Annotated in this window: 23 protein-coding genes and 2 tRNA genes; 10 read left to right on the top strand and 15 right to left on the bottom strand. The window is 61.7% G+C overall.

The window, feature by feature from the left end; genetic code table 11:
- The first annotated feature begins 15 nt into the window (after positions 1-15).
- The 9 genes from LB535_RS14680 to LB535_RS14640 all read left to right on the top strand — a co-directional run bounded on the left by LB535_RS14680 (position 16) and on the right by LB535_RS14640 (position 8068).
- Positions 16-981: a sugar ABC transporter substrate-binding protein gene (locus LB535_RS14680; protein WP_140542665.1), complete on the top strand. Its 966-nt coding sequence runs from the start codon at positions 16-18 to the stop codon at positions 979-981.
- Positions 982-1083: 102 nt separating this feature from the next.
- The gene (locus LB535_RS14675; RefSeq protein WP_140630329.1) at positions 1084-2136 is read left to right on the top strand and encodes an ABC transporter permease; all 1053 of its coding nucleotides are present in this window, start codon (positions 1084-1086) and stop codon (positions 2134-2136) included.
- Entirely contained in the window at positions 2136-3155 is a 1020-nt protein-coding gene (locus tag LB535_RS14670) for an ABC transporter permease (protein ID WP_224632890.1), read from the top strand. Before LB535_RS14675 ends, LB535_RS14670 begins: the two co-directional genes overlap by 1 nt.
- A 73-nt stretch (positions 3156-3228) precedes the next feature.
- Positions 3229-4074 carry an ATP-binding cassette domain-containing protein gene (locus LB535_RS14665; RefSeq protein WP_224632712.1) on the top strand — a complete coding sequence of 282 codons (846 nt, stop codon included), beginning with the start codon at positions 3229-3231 and terminating at the stop codon, positions 4072-4074.
- Positions 4075-4150: 76 nt separating this feature from the next.
- Positions 4151-5155, top strand: coding sequence for a Gfo/Idh/MocA family oxidoreductase (locus LB535_RS14660; RefSeq protein WP_224632711.1), 1005 nt, complete (start codon positions 4151-4153; stop codon positions 5153-5155).
- Positions 5152-6111 (top strand): sugar phosphate isomerase/epimerase family protein, encoded by a 960-nt coding sequence (locus LB535_RS14655; protein WP_224606160.1) that lies wholly within the window; start codon positions 5152-5154, stop codon positions 6109-6111. The genes LB535_RS14660 and LB535_RS14655 overlap by 4 nt, the downstream gene beginning before the upstream one ends.
- Before the next feature lie 11 nt (positions 6112-6122).
- Positions 6123-6431 (top strand): MocE family 2Fe-2S type ferredoxin, encoded by a 309-nt coding sequence (locus LB535_RS14650; protein ID WP_224606156.1) that lies wholly within the window; start codon positions 6123-6125, stop codon positions 6429-6431.
- 6 nt (positions 6432-6437) lie between these two features.
- The gene (locus tag LB535_RS14645) at positions 6438-7217 is read left to right on the top strand and encodes a TIM barrel protein (protein ID WP_224632710.1); all 780 of its coding nucleotides are present in this window, start codon (positions 6438-6440) and stop codon (positions 7215-7217) included.
- A gap of 32 nt (positions 7218-7249) precedes the next feature.
- Positions 7250-8068, top strand: coding sequence for a 3-methyl-2-oxobutanoate hydroxymethyltransferase (locus tag LB535_RS14640; RefSeq protein WP_411969574.1), 819 nt, complete (start codon positions 7250-7252; stop codon positions 8066-8068).
- A 610-nt stretch (positions 8069-8678) separates the two neighbouring features.
- Here the strand turns inward: LB535_RS14640 and LB535_RS14635 are convergent.
- From LB535_RS14635 to LB535_RS14580, 12 genes are all read right to left on the bottom strand, one after another.
- Positions 8679-9497, bottom strand: a complete 819-nt coding sequence (locus LB535_RS14635) for a hypothetical protein (RefSeq protein WP_224632708.1) — start codon at positions 9495-9497, stop codon at positions 8679-8681.
- Positions 9498-9781: 284 nt separating this feature from the next.
- Positions 9782-10897 carry a tyrosine-type recombinase/integrase gene (locus tag LB535_RS14630; RefSeq protein ID WP_224632707.1) on the bottom strand — a complete coding sequence of 372 codons (1116 nt, stop codon included), beginning with the start codon at positions 10895-10897 and terminating at the stop codon, positions 9782-9784.
- A 212-nt stretch (positions 10898-11109) separates the two neighbouring features.
- A tRNA-Phe gene (locus LB535_RS14625) sits at positions 11110-11185 on the bottom strand.
- Between the two features lie 165 nt (positions 11186-11350).
- Positions 11351-11560, bottom strand: a complete 210-nt coding sequence (gene yacG / locus LB535_RS14620; protein WP_140847161.1) for a DNA gyrase inhibitor YacG — start codon at positions 11558-11560, stop codon at positions 11351-11353.
- A gap of 13 nt (positions 11561-11573) precedes the next feature.
- Positions 11574-12200, bottom strand: coding sequence for a Maf-like protein (locus LB535_RS14615; RefSeq protein ID WP_095765708.1), 627 nt, complete (start codon positions 12198-12200; stop codon positions 11574-11576).
- 20 nt (positions 12201-12220) lie between these two features.
- A complete protein-coding gene (infA, locus tag LB535_RS14610; protein WP_006200926.1) occupies positions 12221-12439 on the bottom strand; it encodes a translation initiation factor IF-1 in 219 nt (72 codons plus the stop codon).
- A gap of 198 nt (positions 12440-12637) precedes the next feature.
- Complete coding sequence (locus LB535_RS14605; protein ID WP_224632706.1) at positions 12638-13087, bottom strand: low molecular weight phosphatase family protein; 450 nt, start codon at positions 13085-13087, stop codon at positions 12638-12640.
- Between the two features lie 100 nt (positions 13088-13187).
- Entirely contained in the window at positions 13188-13673 is a 486-nt protein-coding gene (locus LB535_RS14600) for a UPF0262 family protein (protein WP_095765706.1), read from the bottom strand.
- 2 nt (positions 13674-13675) lie between these two features.
- Positions 13676-14968: a histidinol dehydrogenase gene (hisD, locus tag LB535_RS14595; RefSeq protein WP_224632705.1), complete on the bottom strand. Its 1293-nt coding sequence runs from the start codon at positions 14966-14968 to the stop codon at positions 13676-13678.
- A gap of 6 nt (positions 14969-14974) precedes the next feature.
- Positions 14975-15409: a DUF2948 family protein gene (locus LB535_RS14590; RefSeq protein WP_224632704.1), complete on the bottom strand. Its 435-nt coding sequence runs from the start codon at positions 15407-15409 to the stop codon at positions 14975-14977.
- Positions 15410-15501: 92 nt separating this feature from the next.
- The gene (gene murA, locus LB535_RS14585) at positions 15502-16794 is read right to left on the bottom strand and encodes a UDP-N-acetylglucosamine 1-carboxyvinyltransferase (RefSeq protein WP_224632703.1); all 1293 of its coding nucleotides are present in this window, start codon (positions 16792-16794) and stop codon (positions 15502-15504) included.
- A gap of 140 nt (positions 16795-16934) precedes the next feature.
- The gene (locus LB535_RS14580; RefSeq protein ID WP_224632702.1) at positions 16935-17183 is read right to left on the bottom strand and encodes a hypothetical protein; all 249 of its coding nucleotides are present in this window, start codon (positions 17181-17183) and stop codon (positions 16935-16937) included.
- 223 nt (positions 17184-17406) lie between these two features.
- Here LB535_RS14580 and LB535_RS14575 point away from each other — a divergent pair.
- A tRNA-Thr gene (locus LB535_RS14575) sits at positions 17407-17481 on the top strand.
- A gap of 133 nt (positions 17482-17614) precedes the next feature.
- On the opposite strand, the gene LB535_RS14570 is transcribed toward LB535_RS14575, so the two are convergent.
- The 3 genes from LB535_RS14570 to LB535_RS14560 are packed head-to-tail and all read right to left on the bottom strand — an operon-like array spanning position 17615 to position 19909.
- Positions 17615-18091, bottom strand: a complete 477-nt coding sequence (locus LB535_RS14570; RefSeq protein ID WP_411969571.1) for a DoxX family protein — start codon at positions 18089-18091, stop codon at positions 17615-17617.
- Entirely contained in the window at positions 18088-18888 is an 801-nt protein-coding gene (locus LB535_RS14565; protein ID WP_224632701.1) for a DNA-binding domain-containing protein, read from the bottom strand. Before LB535_RS14565 ends, LB535_RS14570 begins: the two co-directional genes overlap by 4 nt.
- Positions 18875-19909 carry a DUF692 domain-containing protein gene (locus tag LB535_RS14560; RefSeq protein WP_224632700.1) on the bottom strand — a complete coding sequence of 345 codons (1035 nt, stop codon included), beginning with the start codon at positions 19907-19909 and terminating at the stop codon, positions 18875-18877. Before LB535_RS14560 ends, LB535_RS14565 begins: the two co-directional genes overlap by 14 nt.
- Positions 19910-19927: the final 18 nt, after the last annotated feature.

Below are 19927 nucleotides of genomic sequence, written 5' to 3'. Positions count from 1 at the left end.
TCTGGGAGGAATACCATGAAGCTTTTCAAGACACTGGTGTCGACAGCGGTGCTGATCGGGTTCAGCACCGGCGCGACGCTCGCCGCCAATATCTTCGTGGTCGGCGGCAAGCCCGACGATCCGTTCTGGTCGATTGTCAAGCGCGGCGCTGAAGACGCCGGCAAGGTGGTCGAGGCTCAGGGCGGCAAGGTTACCTGGCTCGGGCCGCAGAACTACGACAATCTCGGTGTAGACGCCGCCGAACTGATCCGCCAGGCGATCGACCAGAAGGCCGACGCCATTGTCGGCCCGGACTGGGTGCCGGAAGCTATGGACCCTGCGTTCAAGGCGGTAAAGGACGCGGGCATTCCGCTGCTTATCTACAATGCCGGCGGGTTGAAAGCGGCCGATCGCCTTGGCGCCATGAACTATGTCGGCTCGGACGATTATAAGGGCGGCGTCGCGGCCGGCGAGTACCTCACCAAGGCTGGCAACAAGAAAGGCGTCTGCATCAACACGCTGCCAGGCGCCGCCAACATCGAGGCGTTTTGCGGTGGCTTCAAGGAGGGGATGAAGAACGGCGGCGGCGAAGCCGACGTGCTGCCACTGCCGGCCACCTCGTTCGGCTCGGCCACGGCCGTTGCGCAGGCGGTGAAGGCCTATCTGCTACAGCATCAGGACGTGAACGCCGTCTTCACCATCGGCAACGTCGATGCGAACTCGGCCATGAACGGCATTACCCAGGCCGGCAAGATCGGAAAAGTCCATCTGTGCGGCATGAATTTCGACGAGACCATCCTGAACAACATCAAGGGCGGCCAGCAGGACTGCGCGATCGACCAGCAGGGCTATCTGCAAGGCTATCTCGCCGTTGCGATCCTGAACGGCCATGTCAACTATGGTTTGTCGGTGCCTACGCGTGAGATCCTGACGGGACCAGGCATCATCGACAAGGCAAATGTCGACGCCACCATCGCCGGCGTGAAAGCAGGGACGCGATAATCCTCCCCGCCTGGGCCGCCCTCGCTTTTACTGCGGGGCGGCCTCTTTCCTTCTCGGCGTCGGCCGCATCGTGGCAGGTCGGCATGTTCGCGGATTACCCCAATGGCACATCCCGTGACGTCCACATCAATTCCGGCGCCGGACCGAACGCAATCCGGACTGGCCCTCGGCCGGCTGGCGCGTCGGCCGGAGTCGGGCTCGTTTCTCGGCATGGTCGCAGTTCTGCTGTTCTTCGGGCTGTTCGGCGGTAGTGGCTTTTTGTCGGCCGCCGGCACGGCCAGCTGGCTGAACATCGCTTCCGAGATCGGGATAATCGCGCTGCCGATTGGACTGCTGATGATCGCCGGGGAACTGGACATCTCGGTCGGTGCGGTGATCCCTGCTGCATCGCTCACGGCGGCCATCGTCTCCGGCCATTATGGCCTGCCCGATTGGCTCGGCATAGCGGCGGCGCTTGGCCTTGGCCTCGCGGTCGGCTTCATCAACGGCCTGTTCGTGACGAGGACAACCATCCCGTCGCTCATCATTACCATCGGCACCATGTTCGGCACGATGGGTCTGACGCTGGGGCTTACCGTCAAGATCGCCGGCAGCACCGGCGTCTCGCTTGTGCCTGACCCGCTCACCAAGCTAATCCTCGGTGATTATCTCGGCGGCATGTTCCAGGTCACGATCCTGTGGTGGGTGGTGTTCGTCGTCGGTCTGTTCTGGCTGCTGCACGTCTCACCGATCGGCAATTGGATCTATGCGCTGGGCGGCGACAAGGAGAGCGCGCGCAACGTCGGTATCCCGACCAAGCGGCTCACCATCGGCCTGTTCATGCTGTCCGGCTTCAGCGCCGCTTTCGTCGGGGTCAGCGAGGTGATGGTCTATCAGAGCGCGCAGGTTTTGGCGGGCCAGTCCTTCATTTTCAATTCCATCATGTGCGTCGTCATCGGCGGCGTTTTGCTCACGGGCGGTTTCGGCTCGATCGTCGGCATCCTGTTCGGCACGCTTACTTTCTCGATCGTGAACCAGGGCATCTATTTCACGAGCCTCGATCCCAATGTCGGCAGCGTCATCATCGGCGCGCTTCTGCTGATTGCGGTATTGACCAACGACACGTTCCGGCAATTGGCGCTCAGCTATTCGTCGAAGAAGGCGGGGCAGTCATGATGGACGTGGTCAAGTCCTTGCTGCGCCGTCCCGACGCCGGTTCCATTCTCAGTCTCGTCGGCGTGGTGCTGTTCTTCGTTCTGTTCGGCGGCGCCAATCTGGTCACGCTGGTTGGCGCGGCGAGCTGGGTCAACTTCGCGGCCAATCTCGGCATCGTCGCCATTCCGGTCGGCCTGCTGATGATCGCTGGCGAGCTCGATATTTCCATCGGCGCGTTGATCCCGGCGGGTTCGATGACCACTGCGATCCTGACCGGTTACTACGGATTCCCCATAACAGTGGGCATTGCCGGCGCGCTGGCGGTCGGCGTCGCGGTCGGCTTGGTCAACGGCCTGCTGACCATTCGGACTTCGGTGCCGTCGCTGATCATCACCCTGGCAACGCTCGTCGCCATGCAGGGCGTGGTGCTCAGTGCTTCGGTGCTCCTGACCGGCAATGCCAGCGTGGCGCTCACCGCGCCGGACTGGGCAAAATTCCTGTTCGGACAGCTGATCGGCGGCAGTCACCAGGTCATCATCGTCTGGTGGCTCGCGTTCGCCGCCATTATCGGTTTCGTGCTGCACAAGACGCGTTATGGCAATTGGCTCTTTGCAATGGGCGGCGACAAGGTCAGCGCCCGCAACGCCGGCATCCCGACGGACCGCATGACCATTGCCCTGTTCGTGCTGTCCGCGGTCAGCGCCACATTCGTCGGCATCTGCCAAGCGATCCTGTTCAACTCCGCCCAGGTCTCCGGCGGCATGAACTTCATCTTCAATGCCATTGTGTCCGTGGTCGTGGGCGGCGTGCTGCTGACCGGCGGATTCGGCTCGGTCCTGGGCATCTTCGTCGGCACCATCACCTTCGCCATCGTCAGCCAGGGCATCTACTTCACCCAGATCGACCGAAACTGGTCGAACCTGATCCTCGGCGTGATGCTCCTGCTGGCGGTGCTGATGAACCAGTCGTTCCGCGACTTGGCGCTGTACTTCCGGCCGCGGCGCAAACAAGGCCTGCCGCGGGAGCCGGCAAACCCATGAGAAGCGAGTTCAGATCAGGCCCCGCTTCGCCAAGCACCTTAGCGCAGCCGGATGCAGATGAAGAGATGACGCCATGAACGACAAACCTGCCATTCTCGAACTGAGGAACGTCAACAAATCCTTCGGGCCGATCGACGTCTTGCACGATATTTCGCTGAGGGTGCGCGCCGGCGAAGTGCTTTGCCTGCTCGGCGATAACGGCGCCGGCAAGTCGACGCTCATCAAGACGCTGGCCGGGGTCCACAAGCCCACTAGCGGTCAGATCCTGATGGATGGTCAGCCGGTGACCTTCACCGGACCGAGCGACGCGCAGGGACGCGGAATCGCCACGGTGCACCAGTTTGGCGGCACGTTCCCCCTGATGAGCATCGGGCGGTCCTTCTTCGTCGGCGTCGAGCCGACCAAGGGTTGGGGTCCGTTCAAGATCTACGACCGCAAGCGCGCCAACGAGATCGCGGTGAAAGCGGTCCGGGATTTCGGCATCACCCGTATCGATGACGGCGACCGCCTGGTCGGGGGGTTATCGGGTGGCGAGCGCCAGTCGCTCGCTATTGCCCGCGCCGTATATTTTGGAGCGCGCGTGCTGATCCTGGACGAACCGACCGCGGCGCTCGGCGTCAAGCAGGCCTCCCATGTGCTGCGCATCGTGAACGAGGCCAAGCGGCGTGGCCTGGCGGTGGTCTTCATCACCCACCAGGTCATGCACGCCATGGCCGTCGGCGACCATTTCGCGGTGCTGATCCGCGGCGCCATCGCCGCCGATTTCCGTAAAGGCGAGAAATCCCGCGAGGAGATCACGGATCTGATGGCGGGCGGCGAGACCATGTCCGATCTGGAGGTCCAGGTCGAGGGTTACATGGACACCCATGAGGGGCATCCGCCGTCGCTCCAGGTGCTGAAGGGCCCAACCGCGCACTAGGCGTCACGAGGTATTCCCAGGCCGGCGCTGTTCGGCGCGGCCGTTCCGTAATTCCAGGAAGAAGAGCAGGACAGAAATGACAATCCGCATTGCTGTGATCGGCGCCGGCCTGATGGGCGCGGATCATGCCAGGATCGTTGCCGAGGAATTGCCCGGGGCAACTCTCCAATTGGTTTGCGACATGGACGAGCAGCGCGCCCGTAGCGTTGCCGACGCGTGCGGCGCCTTCGACATTGCCACGGACCCCAAGGGCAGCATCGCGCGACAAGACGTCGACGCCGTGATCATCGCCAGCCCCGATTTCACGCATGCGCCGCTTTCGATGGCCTGCATTGCCGCCGACAAACGGGTCCTCTGCGAAAAGCCGCTGTCACAAGCTTCGGCCGACTGCATCGCCGTGATGGAGGCCGAACAGAAGGTGGGGGCGAAATTCGTCCAGCTCGGCTTCATGCGCCGTTACGACCGTTCCTACCAGGAGATGAAGCGGGCACTTGAAGAAGGCCATCTTGGCCGGGCGCTGATGATGCACAATTTCCACCGCAACGTCGAAACGCCGGCTGCCGATTTCACCGGCGCGATGGCCATCACCAATTCCGCTCCGCATGAATTCGACGTGGTGCGCTACGTGCTTGGAACCGAGTATGCGGCAATCTCTGCATTCCAGCCGAGCCGCTCCGATGCGCGCGTCGCACCCGTCGTCATGGTGCTGGAAACGGTAGACGGCCAGCTCGTCAACATCGAGATCAACAACAATGCCGCCTATGGCTACGACGTTCGCGCCGAGCTGGTCGGCGAGCGCGGCACCGTTGCGACCAACAACGTCGCCTATACCCGCACGGAGTCGGCGCTTACCCAAAGCACAAGCTACGACGCCGACTGGCGGACCCGCTACTACGATGCCTATCGCCGCCAGAACCGCGACTTCCTGCGCTTTGCCACGACCGGCGAGTTCCCGGCGATCGCCTCGGATGTCTGGGACGGATACTGCGCGGCCATCGTCGCCGAGGCCGGCGTGAGGGCACTGAGGGAAGCCCGCCGTACAGAAGTTCAGATGATTGCAAAGCCGGAGTTCTACGCGTGAAGCTGGGTTTCGTTTCAGATAGTCTCGGCGGTCTGCCGCTTGAGGCGGTGCTCGATCACGCCCAGCTCATGGGCGTGTCCGGCATCGAGGTGAACACTTGCGGCTGGTCGACGGCGCCGCATTTCCGGCTGTCGTCCATGCTAGGCAACAGGGAGGCTCAAAAGCGGTTCGCTGGAGCGTTCGAGGAACACGGGCTGGAGATCATCAGCCTGAACGCCAACGGCAATCCGTTGCATCCGACCGATCATTCCCAAGGCGAAGGATTGAGAGATACCATCCGCGTCGCCGGCGAGATGGGCATCCGCACCGTCTGCACCATGAGCGGCCTGCCGGCCGGCAGCGCCGGAGACAGCATGCCGAACTGGGTCGTGTCCTCCTGGCCGCCGGAAACACAGACCATCCTCAAATATCAATGGGAAGAAAAGCTGATCCCGTTCTGGACCGAAATCGCTGCCCTGGCGAAAGCAAACGGCGTCGAGCGCATCGCGCTCGAGCTGCACGGCAATCAGTGTGTCTATAACGTGCCCTCGCTTCTGAAACTTCGAGCAGCGGTCGGACCTGTCATTGGCGCCAATCTGGACCCTTCGCATCTGTTCTGGATGGGCGCTGATCCGCTCGCTGCCGCCGAAGCGCTGGGCGCGGCCATTTATCATGTTCATGCCAAGGACACGCTGCTCAACCGACCCGTTCAGGCCACGACCTCGCTGCTTGAGAATGGCAGCCTGATGGACATCCCGGCTCGCTCCTGGAGCTACATCACGCTCGGCTTCGGCCATGGCGAGGAGTGGTGGCGGCAGTTCTGCTATCGGCTCAAGATGGCCGGCTATGACGGCTGGCTTTCCATCGAGCACGAGGACGTGCTTCTGAATTCGGTGGAGGGGCTGGACAAGTCCGTCGCGCTGCTCCAGGGCGTGATGCCGTCGGCCCCCGCGGACTTCAAGCCACAAGATATCTGAGGAGATGCTCAATGCCCTGGGTCGACGCATGCGCCGCCGATGACATCGAAGCCGAGGAAGCCAAACGCTTCGACGATGGCGGCCGAACCTTCGCGATCTTCCGCAACGACGCCGACGAATATTACTGCACGGACGGGCTGTGCACGCACGAGAGGATCCACTTGGCCGACGGCCTGGTCATGGGGAATACGGTGGAATGTCCGAAGCACGCATCGATCTTCAACTTCACGACGGGCGAGGTGGAGACGCCGCCGGCTTGCGAGAATCTGCGGACGTATAAGACGAAGGTCGAGAACGGCCGCGTTATGGTCGAGGTTTGAGCCACTATGGCCCAGCCGTTCCAACTGGCTGCCTGCGCCGAGATGCTTTGGCGCGATCGTCCGATGGCCTGGCGCGTCGCGCGGCTGCATGAAATGGGTTTCGGCGTCGGATTGTGGAATTGGCCGGACCACGACCTCGCGGCGCTCGAGAAGACCGGCGCGAGCTTCACGATCATGAACGGCTATCTCGAAGGGCGGCTTGCCGACGATGAGGGCGCCGACATGCTCTTGAAGTCAGCTTCCGAGACCGCGAAGGTCGGAAAACGCGTCGGCGTTGCCCGGTTGAACCTGCACGGCACCGGGCTTGGAGAGGGCGGTATTCCCATCGTAAAGGCCGAGGTCGAGACCGGCCCCATGTGGCTGAAGGCGCGCGACACGTTGAACCGCATCTGCGACATGGCCGAAGCGGAAGATGTCGTCTTCACGCTCGAAAACCTGAACCTGCTGGATCACCCAGGTTGCCCCTTCGGCTCCACGGCGGCGGTGCTGGCTTTGGTGTCGTCGATCGACAGGCCGCAATTGCGGATCAACCTCGACCTCTATCACACGCAGATCGGCGAAGGCGACATCATGCGCTGGTGCCAGAAGTGCCTGCCCTTCATTGGTGAGGTGCAGGTCGCCGACAATCCGGGCCGCTGCGAGCCAGGAACAGGCGAGATGAACTGGCCCTACATCGCGAGGGCCCTGTTCGACATGGGCTACCGCGGGCCGGTCGGTCTGGAGGCCTTTGCCCGAAACGATGCGGAAGCAGCGCTGGACGCGTTCCGGCGTGCTTTCACGATCTGAGATACGAACCGCGGCGGAGGCTGACCATGGGCATGTATCACAACCGTCCTCATGTCGAGGACATTCGAAAGATGAAGCGGAATGGACAGAAGATATCCATGCTCTTCGTCAGCACGCCCGAGGAAGCCGCCGCCGCAGCGGCGGCGGGCATTCACATGCTGTCGATCGAGGGCCGATATTTCGACCAGGAAATGCGGGATGCGGCCGGCAACTGTTTCGTGCAGGTCGGTCTGCCCTATGGCGGCTGGGGCAGCTTTGCCGGTCGGCCTCTTGCCACGGCGGAAGATTATCTGCGGGCGGCCTTCCATTTCGCCGGCATTGGCGGCGACGCCTTCTACTGCGCGGCCTCCTATGACGTGCAAAGGGCACTCTGCGACAATCACCTCCCTGTCGTCGGCCATATCGGCCTGATCCCTTCCTACATCACCTGGACGGGGTGGCGAGCGGTCGGCAAGACGGCGGACGAAGCGCTCCGCCTCTGGCGACATACGAAGAGGCTCGAGGAGATCGGCGTCTTCGGGGCGGAATTGGAAGTCGTGCCTGACCGGGTGGCGAAATTCCTGACCGAGAACTCGTCATTGGTAATGCTTGGCATGGGCGCCGGCAAACATGCGGATGCGCAATATCTCTTTACCGAAGACGTCTGCGGCTATGGCAAGAACCACAAGCCACGACATGGAAAGGTCTACCGAAATCTTGGTCCTGAGTTGCAGAAGATTCAGGACGAGCGCATCGCGGCGTTCAGAGAATACAGGGCCGATGTCGAATCTGGCCGATACCCAGGCTATGAGCACACCGTTCCGATCGGAGATGCCGAGTTCGACAGCTTCATGCAAGCGGCCAAACGGTGAACCGATGCCTCCGGAGCTACCCACGTCATCACCAGCAGGCGCCAAGCAGCCGGTGGTGCGAAGCATCAAAGCGCCAACTCTCGCTGAGCTCAAAATACTGATTGCAAAGAAGGAAATGATACTTCCGGCGAAACTGGAGACAGCGGCTCGACTGATGTTCTCGAACCCGGACTACGTCGCCTTCGAGAATTCGGTCTCGATCGCACGCCGGTGCAACGTATCAACGACGACCTTATCTCGCCTCGCTCCGCGCCTCGGCTTCAGCTCCTTCAAAGAAATGCAGAACTGCTTTCGCAATGATATCCTTGATCGAAAGGGCAGCGGAAACCGAGCTAACAAAGCAACTGCATCGATCGCCAGACCCTGAACTGCGTTTTATTAGCGGCGACGTCAGGTGGGCTTTCTAACCTGGCTTCCTAGAAGCCGACGGTCCGCTTCCGGCCTCATTGCGGCCATTCTAGAAATTGGGCGGGCTCATACGGGGGGATACGGGAAGCTTCGGAGTTTTGGCCCACAAAAAAACTTGATAAAATCAACGATTTAAGCACGCCCTCCGGGCCCATCATTTCTGCCTTCGGTTGCCCGTTGCTTTTCCATTCAAATTCAGAATTCAGGCGGTGGATTTAGCAATCGTTGACGCATTGTGCCTTTCGTTCTCTGTCCGGTCTTCAAGGCTTAAACCCCAAGATTTGCGTGTTGCTCTGAAGTCTTCCGGCTCCTTGATCCATTCAAATCGGACGTCGCTCTCGGTGAAAATGTATCCCAGTCTGTTGTCCTCAGAGTTCCGAAACCAAGGCGAAAGCTTGTCCGGTAATAGCCGGCACATAGATGACGCGACGATCACATTGCCGATTAGGTCGTGTGTGCTGACTTCTTCATTCGTCACCATATCGGCAACGTCAACGAGCTCTTCAAATGCGTATCGGAGGTTCGCAGCTTTCTCTTCGGCCGCTTCCTTTTCAGTAAGGTAAAGTTCAACGACCTGAAAACTGCTAAAAGTATCTTCCGACAAACGCAAGAATTCCTTTCCGTCGTTCAACACCTGTGGTGCGCCCGGATCAGGATATTTGGGAGTCTCCACAAATGTGATCTTGAGCTTTTCTCCGTCGACAGGTTTTTGCGGCTCCCGCATGTCAAAATCAGCCTTGTAGTAAAAGGTAGCGCTGCCAAAAAAATCGGCGCGTAGCTTTGTGATTGACTGGCAGGTCTTGCGGAGTGATACAAGGAGATTTGCCATCTCGGTATTGCGGTTTGACAAATTGAGCGCGCGTTCGGCAATTTCAGATTGACGCGTTGTGAGATAGATATTGCAAATGCTTACAAAGGAAACAATTATGGCAGAAAAGGCGCTAATTATTCCCGTGTAGGGGTTTAGCCATCCTAAATGCGATCTATCGTTCTTCCGCGGCCGCCGTGCAATCTTTCCCATCAACAATCTGCGAATCCCCGTTAGTCCCAACCTGTAATATTATGCCGCATTCCCTTGCCAAATCCAACCCGACGAGCAAGTGCGATACATGCACCTCGTCCATACGTCGGTGGGGTGTGGGGCGGTGAAACTCGACAAGTCAGGCTATGCTTTGCCTACTGGGCGCCTGATAAAGCGAGCCTGCACAGCGCTCAAATGGACCGCTTTCTTCAGCCGTTGCCGCAACCCCACCGCCCGACAAAGGGAGCCAAGACGGCTGGCGATTTGAAGGAGCAAGGCTTTCCTTACGCCCCCTTGGGCCTCAGCGCCATTTTCGGAGATTGGAGATTCGTCTCAATCCTTGGTTGGTCGCCGAGGTTGGATTCGAAGTGTGTGATGGCAATTTCATGGGGAGCAGGCTCGCTGTGTCCTCTCATTGAGATCACGCGCGCATTTTTGCTCTTGAGTTCATCCAGATAATCGGCCCACCATTGCATCATTTTGACGCGCTCATCCCAGTGCTCAGCGCGCGCATAGGCACGACGAACGTCGTTATTCTCAATGTGGGCAAGTTGCCGCTCTATGGCATCCGGATGCCACTTACCGCATTCGTTTAGCAAAGTTGATGCAGTTGCTCGAAAACCGTGCGCGGTAGCCTCCTCCTTGCTGTAGCCCATGCGGCGAAGGGCGGCGTTAAGCGTGTTGTCGGAAATCGGACGCGAAACCGATCGAACACCAGGAAAAAGCAGCGATCCCCCACCAGAGATTTCTTTAAGCGACGTCAGGACGCTTATGGCCTGCTTTGAAAGGGGTACGCGGTGCGGCCGTCGCATTTTCATGCGTGCTTCAGGAATGATCCACACCGAGCTTTCGAAATCGAACTCTTCCCATTCCGCCGCTCGCAGCTCGCCGGGGCGGGGAAACAGCATTGCCATCAGCTTCAGGGCGGCTCTGGTTGTTGGCTGACCATCAAATGCATCGACCGCCCTCAGCAAGCCGCCCAAGGCCTTAGGATCGGTAATCGCTGCACGCGGCGTGACCGTCGGATTGATGAGCGCGCCCCTCAGAGCGATCGTCGGATCTGCCTCGGCGCGTGCGGTCGCAATTGCGAATCGAAACACGGTGCCGATTATTGAGCGCAGGCGGCTGGCCGACTCGTATCGACCGCGAACTTCCACGCAACGAAGAGCGGTAAGGATGGTGGCTGTATCGATCTCGCGAACTTGGCGCGCATCTGCGAGAGAAATGACAGGATAGCTGCCCAGAGATAGCAGCTTCTGCTTCCCGTCGAACCGATAGGCGAGACGCCATAGCCTTGTTCCCGATGGCTGGACCCATAGCTGCAGCCCGCCACCGTCGGACAGTTTCTGGAGCTTGGACGCGGGCCGGGTGTTGCGGCATTTCACGTCGGAGAGAGCCATTGTGGGACCTCCTGTTTTGGTGCTTCGATACCAACAGGGTCTCAGATACTAACAAAAATACCAACACCTCGCCGCGTTGGACGAAATTTGCGGAACCGCGACGAAATTTGCCGAAGCACGACCTGCGCGCCGAAAAGGTAAACAAGTTCAGGTACTTGTGGACACTGAAGCGTAGAAGATTCGTCGAACGGGAATGCGGGGAAAAGAGGTGATGGTGCCCAGAGGCGGATTCGAACCACCGACACGCGGATTTTCAGTCCGCTGCTCTACCAACTGAGCTATCTGGGCCTGTGCCGGCTAACGGGATGCGCCCGCCGGGTTTCACGAAGGCGCCAGGCGGCGCCCCTTGAAAGCGCGTGGGTTATAGCACGGGAATCTTGCCTGTCCAGCGCCTAGGTGTTGATTTCGTCAGGAAAGAAAAATCGCTGGAAAACAACCGGTCGCCGGCTGCGCTTACGGCTCGTCCTTGGGCGTCGGGCTGTCGTCTTCTTCCTCTTCGCCGTCGCGGCCGGGAATGACATAGGCGCCCTTCAGCCAGCGGTTGAGGTCGATGTCCTTGCAGCGCGCCGAGCAGAACGGATAATGCTCGCGCACCGACGGTTTGCCGCATTCGGGGCAGGGCCGTTTCGGCCTCAGCGGCGTTACCTTGTCGCCCGAGCTCATGTATGGACTATGCTCATGAGCGCGCGGCGTGCCAGTGCTGGTGCGCCTTGAAGCCTTCGCCGGAAAGCAGCGCCACGCTCTCGTAGAGCGGCAGGCCGACCACGTTGGTGTAGGAGCCGACCAGCTTGACGACGAAGGAGCCGGCCAGGCCCTGCACGGCGTAGCCGCCGGCCTTGCCCCGCCACTCGCCCGACGCGACATAGGCGTCGATCTCCTCGCGCGGCAGCCGCTTGAAGCGCACCCTTGTCTCCACCAGCCGCTGGCGCAGCTTGCCGCCGGGCGTGATCAGGCAGATGCCGGAATAGACCCGGTGCGAGCGGCCGGAAAGCAGGCCGAGGCAATTGACGGCGTCGTCGATCGTCTCGGCCTTGGGCAGGATGCGCCGTCCGACCGCCACCACCGTGTCGGCGGCGAGGATGAAGGCTGGCGCATAGTCCTCCTCGCTCTTCAGCGAGGCCAGCGCCTTCTCGGCCTTGTCCTTGCAAAGGCGCTTGGCTAGCGAGCGCGGATGCTCGGCGCGCAGCGGCGTCTCGTCGACATCGGCGGGCAGCACCCGGTCGGGCTCGATGCCGGCCTGCTGCAAGAGTTCGATGCGGCGCGGCGAACCAGAGGCAAGCACCAGCTTCTGCAGGATGCTCATCGCTCTTCGGGCCCGGACTGTTACTTGAAGCGATAGGTGATGCGGCCCTTGGTCAGGTCGTAGGGCGTCATCTCGACCAGGACCTTGTCGCCGGTCAGCACGCGAATGCGGTTCTTTCGCATGCGGCCGGCCGTGTGGGCGATGATTTCGTGTTCGTTTTCGAGCTTCACCCGGAACATCGCATTGGGCAGCAGTTCGGTGACCACACCTGGAAACTCGAGGACTTCTTCCTTCGGCATTCGATACCTTTGCTTGGATGGCGGTTCCGGCGCCTAGAGCATGATGCCGAAAAGTGTCAAGCGGTTTTCGGGCAACATCGTGCTCTAGTTCTTTGATCCGGAGTCGGATGATTTCCGGCCGAACCGACCGGAAATCATCCGACTCCGGCCGGAATTTGCGGCGGAACCTATATGATAATCGCCCGCTTGTGAACATGCTTAATCGGCCGCGTTTTTTGCCTCGGGAAGCTGAAAACGTCGGCTTATGCGCGCTTTCAGCCGCTCGCGCACATCGCGATAGGCGGCCATGATGTGCTCTCGCGTGCCGCCTGTGTCGGTGGGGTCGGGCATCGGCCAGTATTCGACCTCGACGGCCAGCGAGCGCGTCAGCTCGAGCGCCGCATGATGCGCCTCCGGCGCCAGCGTCACGATCAGGTCGAAATAATCGTCCTCCATATCCGCCAGCGTCCTGGGTTGGCGCTCGCCAAGCGACAGGCCTTCTTCGGCGAGCACCGCATCGACGAACGGGTCGCGCTCGCCGGCGCGCACACCGGCCGAAGCGACGAAGGTGGTGGCGGGAAGCATGCGGCGCGCCATTTGCTCCGCGATCGGCGAGCGCACGGCGTTCATGCCGCATAAAAACAGGATCGAATGGGGCAGGGCGGCCACTAGAGCATGATCCCAAAAAGTGGGAACCGGTTTTTGGAAAAAATCATGCTCCAACAAAGAACTGGATCAGGACGGTGTTTCAACGAAACATCATCCTGATCTAGCCCCGCCAGTGCAGCACGCAGACCAGCGTGAACAGCCGGCGCGCCGTATCGAAGTCGATCTCGATCTTGCCGGCTAGCCGGTCCATCAGCGTCTGCGAGCCTTCATTGTGCAGGCCGCGCCGGCCCATGTCGATCGCCTCGATATGGCTCGGCGTCGAGGAGCGGATGGCTTCGTAGTAGCTTTCGCAGATCAGGTAGTAGTCCTTGACGATCCGTCTCAGCGGCGTCAGCGACAGGATGTGGGTGACCACCTCGGCGCCGTTCTCGCGGCTGACGCCGAAGACCAAGCGGGACTCGGCCAGTGAAAGCTTAAGCTTGTAAGGACCCGCGCCGTCATCATTGACCGGCCGAAAACGGTTCTCCTCGATGAGGTCGAAGATCGCCACGGCCCGCTCGTGCTCGACGTCGGGCGTCGAACGTCCGATCGATTCGTCGAGCTCGACGTCGATCAGCCTGTCGCGGGTCTGGTCGCGGCCGGACATCGTTACATGTTCAACCTGATCGCGACGGAGCGGGCATGGGCATCGAGCCCTTCGGCCTTGGCGAGCGCGATCGCGGCGGGCGCCAGCGCCTTGAGCTGCTCCGGGCCGAGCTTCAGGATCGAGCTGCGCTTGACGAAATCGAGCACGGACAGACCCGACGAGAAACGCGCCGACCGCGCCGTCGGCAAGACGTGGTTGGAGCCGCCGACATAATCGCCGATGACTTCCGGCGTATGGCGGCCGATAAACACGGCGCCCGCGTTGCGCATCCTGGAAAGGAATGCCTCGGCGTCGTCGAAGGCGAGCTCGACATGCTCGGCCGCGATCCTGTCGACCAGCGGCAGAGAGGCCTCGAGCGTCGGCACCAGGATCACCGCGCCGAAATCGCGCCAGCTGGCCCCGGCCGTCTCGCCGCGCGGCAGAACTTTCAGCTGGCGTTCGACCGCCTGCTCGACCGCCTTGCCGAATTCTGCGTCGTCGGTGATCAGGATCGACTGGGCCGAAACGTCATGCTCGGCCTGCGCCAAAAGGTCGGCTGCGATCCAGTCCGGATCGTTGTCGGCGTCGGCCACCACCAGCACTTCCGACGGCCCGGCAATCATGTCGATGCCGACCGTGCCGAACACCTGCCGCTTGGCCGCCGCGACATAGGCGTTGCCCGGACCGACGATCTTGGCGACCGGCCTGATCGTCTCGGTGCCGTAGGCAAGCGCTGCAACGGCCTGCGCGCCGCCGACGCGGTAGTTCTCCGAAACGCCGGCAAGGTCGGCTGCCACCAGCACCAGCGGATTGATGACGCCGCCCGAGGCCGGCACGACGATGACGATGCGCTCGACGCCGGCGACCCTGGCCGGCACCGCGTTCATCAGCACCGAGCTTGGATAGCTCGCCGTGCCGCCCGGCACGTAAAGGCCGACGGCTTCGATCGCCGTCCAGCGCGAGCCGAGCTCGACGCCCGCGGCATCCGTATAGCGATCGTCCCTCGGCTTCTGCCGCTCGTGATGTGAGCGGATGCGGTCGCGCGCGAATTTGAGCGCCTCGACGGTCGCCGGATCGGCCGCTTCATAGGCCTTGGCGATGTCGTCCTTCGACACCGCGATGCCGAGCGTGTTGAGATCGGCTTTGTCGAACTTCAGCGTGTAATCGACAAGCGCCTTGTCGCCTTCGGCGCGCACGCGGGCGATGATGTCGCGCACCACGGCCTCGACATCGGCCGACACCTCGCGCTTGGTGGTGAGGAAGGCCGAAAAACGCTGTTCGAAATCGCCGTCCTGCTGTCGGAGCGTTATCGCCATCGCGCTTCAGCCTCTGTGCAGGGGGCGCGAGGTGGCTTCCCAGGAGCCGCCGATATCGGCAAGCCTGGCCTCGATGCATTCGACGTCGAGCATAATGGTGCCGCCGCCCGAAAAGATCAGCTCGACGATGCCGGCCGGCTTGCTGATGGCGATGAAGCTGACCGCCAGCAGCGACAGCACCTCGGCCGGCTTGTCGCGCGGGATGCCGTTGGTCTTGGCGCCGAGCACGCGATCGAAATGCAAGACGCTCTGGCGCCGTTCATTGTGCTGGCGGAACAAGCCGGATTTCGCTTCCCAGACGAAGCGGTTCATGGTCAGCACGAAGCGCTTGGCCGCCGGCAGATATTCGAGGTCGGAGACCTTCATCACGGCGTCCTGGACATGCGCCGAGACGATGCTCAGATCCTGGTCGTCGAGCGCGATGAGCTTGAGAGCTGCCATGCGGAATGCGCACCCTGAACGTTGACAATTCAACGTTCTGTTATGCGGTCTTTCCGCTCGGCGCAACCGCTGGGAAAGAATGCTGCGAAGCGTCAGCCCGAAATGCGCTCGATCACCGCGCCGCAACCGGAGAGCTTCTCTTCCAGCCTCTCGAAGCCGCGATCAAGGTGATAGACGCGGTTGACCGTGGTCTCGCCTTCGGCAGCAAGGCCGGCGATGACCAGCGACACCGAGGCGCGCAGGTCGGTCGCCATCACCGGAGCGCCCTTGAGTCTGGCGACGCCGTCGACGATCGCCGTCTGGCCGGAAAGCGTGATGTGGGCGCCGAGGCGCGCGAGCTCCTGCACATGCATGAAGCGGTTCTCGAAGATCGTCTCGGTGATGCGCGACTTGCCCTTGGCCATCGTCATTAGGCCCATGAACTGCGCCTGCAGGTCGGTCGGGAAGGCGGGGAAGGGAGCGGTGGTCACGTCGACCGGCGCAATGCCTGTGCCGTTGCGCTTGACGCGGATGCCCTCATTGGTCGGCGTGATCTCGGCTCCGGTCTCGACAAGCACGTCGAGCGCGGTCTGCAACAGGTCTGGACGGGCGCCGGCGAGCATCACGTCGCCGCCGGTCATGGCGACGGCCATGGCATAGGTGCCGGTCTCGATGCGGTCGGGGATGACGCGCACGCGCGCCCCCGACAGCGCCTCGACGCCGTGAATGGTGATGGTCGAGGTGCCGGCGCCATGGATCTTGGCGCCCATGGCGATCAGGCATTCGGCGAGATTGACGATTTCCGGCTCGCAGGCGGCGTTCTCCAGCACCGTCTCGCCCTTGGCGAGCGAGGCCGCCATCATCAGCACATGGGTGGCGCCGACCGAGACCTTCGGGAACACGTAGCGATTGCCGATGAGGCGGCCATTCCGGGTCTTGGCGATGACATAGCCATTGTCGACGTCGAGCTCGGCGCCGAGAACCTGCAGGCCCTCGAGGAACAGGTCGACCGGGCGCGTGCCGATGGCGCAGCCGCCGGGCAGCGACACCTTGGCCTCGCCCATGCGGGCAAGCAACGGCCCGATCACCCAGAAGGAAGCGCGCATCTTCGACACCAGCTCGTAAGGCGCGGTGGTGTCGACGATGTTGCGGGCGGAAAAATTGATGGTGCGCGAATAGCCTTCCTGCTGCTTTTCGCGCCGGCCGTTGACGGAATAATCGACGCCGTGATTGCCGAGGATGCGGATCAGTTGTTCGACATCGGCCAGATGCGGCACGTTTTCCAGCGTCAGCGTGTCGTCGGTGAGCAGTGAGGCGATCATCAGCGGCAATGCCGCGTTCTTGGCGCCCGAGATCGGAATGGTGCCGGCAAGCTCGTTGCCGCCGACAATTCTGATGCGATCCATGAGAAAACGTCCCCTCGGCCCGAACAGGCCGCTTCAATCGGTTTGAGTGTGCCCGGCTTAGACTATTGGCCGGCTTGGTTCAAGAAATAGGATTTTCCTAAAACCGGACCGACTGTGGCCGGCCAGTATGGCTGATTTGGTCAGTCCTTGTGCATTTTTCCTGCAGCCGGCAACTCTTCCGGCCGATCGTTGGGATCGGCAGCGCGCTGTTCGTCAGCGTCGCCGGCGCGTTGCTTGTGAACGTCGCCAGTGCGCTGCTTGTCACGGTCGCCAACCCGTCGCGAACGTGCCTGCATCTTGCGCTTCTGCAAATTGGCGCGCAGCGCCTCGGCCAGCCGGTCCTTGCGCTCGCCGCCGCCTTTTTTCGGTGGATTTGCCTTCTCGTCCATCGTCCATTCCTGACCGGCGGTCAGCCGGCCGCGATTCCGCAATGGCTAGCATTTTCGCGCGGCCATGTCATGAAAGCGGGCCGAAAGTCGGGTTCATCCTGTGGATCAGCCGCCCATGCCGCCCCAAACCGCATAATTGCCGGCGGGAATCACATGCGACGCTTTGGGTTTTTCTTGGCCTTGCGCTTACCGGTTCGATATGGCAGAAGCGCCGCCATCGCAGGCTGCGGTAGCTCAGTGGTAGAGCACTCCCTTGGTAAGGGAGAGGTCGAGAGTTCAATCCTCTCTCGCAGCACCAGCCTATCCCGTTGAATTTGCTGAAGCTCTTGAGAGCCAAAAGTCTGCGTCCGTCTTTCGCTCCGATTTCAAGACATGGCTATCGTCAAAGTCCGCGAGCACGGGGTAAGCGATGGCCTCACCCGTCGGGATGTTCATCCGCCGGACGCCGAAAGGTTTCGCTCCGCGACATGGTCGAGCGAGAAAATGCCGGCGCCGCGCGTCAGCACCAGGAGCAGCAACGAGGCCCATAACAGGTGCTCGGCCCAGTTCTCCGGATAGACGAAGATCTGGATGACGGAGACGACGCCGAGCAGCATCAGGGCCGCCAGGCGCGAGAACAGTCCAAAAAAGATCAACACCGAGCCTGTGATTTCGGCCGTTGTCGCCAATGGCGCCGCTATCGAGGGATCGATGAACGGCAGGTTGTATTCGTTTGCGAACAACTGCAGCGTCACTGGCCACGAGGCGAGCTTGCTCTGGGCCGATTGCCAGAAGACATGCGCCACCGCCACGCGCGCAGCGAGTTGGACCAGCGAAAATGGAATATGTTCGGGCAGCTTGATGGCGCGCCTGTAGAGGCCGACAAGGCCGGCCGGCATGGATGAGGAATGTTCTGATGCTGCGCTCATGACTGTCTCCATGTGTTTGAGAGGAAATTCGCGGCGACGCGCACATTGGTGACGAGACCGTCGCCGAACAGACGCATAAGGGCGGAAACCAGATCGAAGGCAGGGTCGAGGGCCAACGCACGGCCGGTGGCATGCTCAAGGCCGAGACCATGCTTCAGCGAATGCCAGAAGGCGAGGCTCGCACGGTCGAGCAGAGCAAGTCGCACGTTATCCCCCGACCGCCACAACGCCACGCGTTCGGGGCGCCTTGTCCAGGCGCTGTTCTGGTCGACGGGCCCTTCCTGCTGATGCGCGGTCCATACCGAAAGGATCGACCAGTGCGAAATGATCAGCCGCAGCGAAGGCTGCAACACGATATCTGGCGACGGGCCGAGCTCGGTGTTGTCGCATTCGGCGAGGCTGCGGGGCTGCGACGAAGGTGCATCGAGCGCCTCGGCTATGGCCCATTCGAGCCGCGCCGTTTCGGCAACGATCGGCATGTCGGACAGCGTGTCGGTTGATTTGAGGAAGCGCGGGAAGCCGGCGCCATAGCGCGCCAGCCGCGATTCCGTTGGCGGATGGCGTCGAATGAACTCGCTCGCCGCGTAGCGGAAGAAACGTTCGTCGACCAGGCGAACCGTGACCGGAAAAACCGCCATCAGCACCGCTGTCAGCGAGCTGCGGGTGTTGTTCTGGTAGATGCGCAGGCGGGCTAGCGGATCGGCCTTTCCCGCGGTCAGCAATCTCGCCGCGATCGTTGGATCCTTGGCCAGCACCGAGCGCGCCATCGTGGTCTGCAGGTGCTCAAGCGGCAGCATGGTATTCCTCCTCGAGCGGAGGCAGCGCCAGGGAGACGGATGGCCTCGCGGTTCTGGCAGCCGCGAACGCCGCAAGGACGGGCATGCTGGTTGTCGTTTCGGCTTCGATCGGCAGGCGGATCGGCATCGCTCGGGCTTCTGCCGTTTGCTCGCGCCGCACCGCCTGCTTGCGGCTGAACATGATCGATGCGGTCAGCATGTCGGCCCACATCGCTTCGCCCAGCAGCACGTCGAGAACGGGAACGTCGGTGTCCCACTCGATCAATGTCGGGCGCGGCCCAAGCCGATCCACGGCATGCTGGTAGAGCGCCCAGACGACCGGCGGCACGCGCGAGCCATGATCGTCGATGAGCACGGTGTCGGTTCCGACCTGGTTGGTCGCATGGCCGGCGAGATGGATCTCGCCGACAGCCTCTTCAGGCAGCGCGTCGATGAATGCCTTGGCGTCATATTGCAGGTTGTGCGCGGAAACCTGGACATTGTTGACGTCGAGCAGCAGGCCGCAGCCGGTCCGCGCCACGAGCGCCGCGAGGAACTCGGCCTCGTTCATCGAGGAGTCCGCGAATGCCAGGTAGGCCGACAGGTTCTCGATCAGCACGCGTCGCTTCAGCGTGTCTTGAACCGTCTCGACGTTGCGGGCAACGATCGCCAGCGCCTCTTCGTCATAGCGCAACGGCAGAAGATCGTTGAGATAGGCCCCGTCGGCGACGCTCCAGGCAAGGTGCTCGGAAACCAGATCGGGCTCAAAGCGCTCGCAGACCTTGCGCAGCCTTTCGAGATGATCGCGATCCAGGCCTCGCGCGCTGCCCAGCGATAGACCGACGCCATGCACGGACAGCGGGTAGGTCTGGCGCAGTCTTTCCAGCGCCTGGACGCCCGCGCCGTCGCCCATGTAGTTCTCGGCGTGGACCTCGAGCCAGCCCGCGGACGGGCGCCGCGTCAGCATCTCCGCGATGTGGGGCGAGCGAAGACCGATGCCCGCCGATGCGGGGATAGCGAGTGGCGAAAACATATTGGACATCGGTCTCCTCCTTCTGGT

It is taken from the genome of Mesorhizobium sp. CA10 (assembly GCF_020165285.1).
GTDB lineage: Bacteria > Pseudomonadota > Alphaproteobacteria > Rhizobiales > Rhizobiaceae > Mesorhizobium.
The sequence above is the reverse complement of the archived record's forward strand: the minus strand, read 5'-3'. Positions and strand labels throughout refer to the sequence as shown.